This window comes from Pseudoalteromonas sp. MelDa3 (genome assembly GCF_002863625.1).
Taxonomy (GTDB): domain Bacteria; phylum Pseudomonadota; class Gammaproteobacteria; order Enterobacterales; family Alteromonadaceae; genus Pseudoalteromonas; species Pseudoalteromonas arctica.
The window spans coordinates 1-1949 of sequence record NZ_PJBR01000199.1; the positions used below are offsets into that span (position 1 = coordinate 1).

The following is a 1949-nucleotide window of genomic DNA, read 5'->3' on the forward strand; positions in this document are numbered from 1 at the left end:
CGTTCTATATTCACACAAAAATCCGTAGTTAGTTTCCTAACTACGGATTTTGCATGATCGTTTGGATCGGTCAACCGGTCATTTTCTTAACTGATCGGCATTAGCCAATTGGCGCTTTTTATTTATTAAGTATTTATATTCATTACTTTTTAAATCATTGATCGCTATTTTTATCGTCAAGGCCATCAATAGTAACGCCTTGTAAAAAGCCCGCACCTTGCTGTTCGTTATTGCGCAGTTTAATCATTAAGCGTAAATCATTTGGCGAATCAGCATGATGAAGTGCATCAGCGTAATTAATTCGCTGCTGTCTATACAACTCAAATAGCGCTTGGTCAAAGGTTTGCATGCCCATTTCTTTCGATTTAGCCATTGCCTCTTTAATACCACCAATATCACCGTTTTTAATCAGTTCAGCAACCATTGGTGAGTTAAGCAATATTTCAATAGCTGCAACACGGCTTTCACCATCAGCAGTCGGTACTAATTGCTGAGCAACAATTGCACGTAAGTTAAGTGCTAAATCGTACTTAAGCTTATCGTGTTTTTCTTTTGGAACTAAATGCATAATACGGTCAATCGCTTGGTTAGCATTATTAGCATGCAGTGTTGCAACACACAGGTGCCCAGTTTCGGCAAAGCTTAGTGCGTATTCCATAGTTTCTTGAGAGCGAATTTCACCAATCAAAATTACATCGGGAGCTTGGCGTAATGAGCTTTTAAGTGCTGACTCAAAGCTTTCGGTATCAAGCCCTACTTCGCGTTGAGTAATAATACTTTTACGATGCTCGTGAACAAATTCAATAGGATCTTCAATAGTCAGTATATGACCACGTTGATGTCGGTTACGGTAACCAATAAGTGCAGCTAGCGAGGTTGATTTACCAGTACCAGTACCACCTACAAATAATACAAGACCACGCTTAGACATAATTACATCGGTAAGAATAGAGGGGAGCCCGAGTTCACTCACATCAGGTATTTGCGTAACAATACGGCGAATAACCATACCTGCTTTATCGCGTTGCCAAAAAGCAGAAATACGAAAACGCCCTTCGTCGGTGGCAATCGCAAAGTTACATTCTTTCGTTGTATGAAACTCTGCTTTTTGCTTTTCGCTCATTGCAGATTCTACTAACTCAAGCGATTGCTCATCAGTAAGCCTATCGTCACTTAGGGCTGTTAGCTCACCGTTTATTTTTGCGCTTACAGGTAGCTGACTCGATACAAATAAGTCAGAACCTTTTTTCTCAATCATGATGAGTAAAAAGTCGTTTAAAGATAAAGCCATAATAGTTTCTTACCCGCCAAATTGTGTTTTGTCTTGTGCTTTTTCTTTCGCTGCCGCATTTGTAACAATGCCGTGATTAACTAAATTAGTTAAACATTGATCCATTGTTTGCATGCCCACAGACGCACCGGTTTGAATAGACGAGTACATTTGTGCAATTTTATCTTCACGAATTAAGTTACGAATAGCAGGTACTGCAATCATAATTTCGTGTGCTGCAACTCGCCCGCCACCAATCTTTTTAAGCAGTGTTTGCGAGATAACAGCACGCAAAGATTCAGATAACATTGAACGTACCATTGATTTTTCTTCACCTGGGAATACATCGATAATACGGTCAATGGTTTTTGGTGCAGATGTTGTATGCAACGTTCCAAACACTAAGTGGCCTGTTTCAGCAGCGGTCATTGCAAGACGAATTGTTTCTAAATCACGTAACTCACCGACCAATATTACATCTGGATCTTCACGCAATGCACTACGTAGCGCGTTTGAAAAGCTATGAGTATCGCGATGTACCTCACGTTGATTAATAAGGCTTAATTTATTATCGTGAACAAACTCGATTGGATCTTCGATTGTTAGAATATGGTGATGTTTATTTTGATTTATATAATCGACCATAGCGGCAAGTGTTGTTGACTTACCAGAGCCCGTT

2 protein-coding genes are annotated in these 1949 nt (G+C 39.8%); both read right to left on the reverse strand.

Going from position 1 to position 1949, the window contains the following annotated elements; genetic code table 11:
- Window positions 1-154 precede the first annotated feature (154 nt).
- The gene (locus CXF89_RS19060; protein WP_010553294.1) at window positions 155-1291 is read right to left on the reverse strand and encodes a PilT/PilU family type 4a pilus ATPase; all 1137 of its coding nucleotides are present in this window, start codon (window positions 1289-1291) and stop codon (window positions 155-157) included.
- Between the two features lie 9 nt (window positions 1292-1300).
- The coding region (locus CXF89_RS19065; protein ID WP_121955475.1) for a type IV pilus twitching motility protein PilT at window positions 1301-1949 on the reverse strand (649 nt) is incomplete at its 5' end.

Bases quoted from the DNA above. Each gene is read 5' to 3' on its own strand.
- CXF89_RS19060 (WP_010553294.1), bottom strand. From the start codon at position 1,291: ATGGCTTTATCTTTAAACGACTTTTTACTCATCATGATTGAGAAAAAA.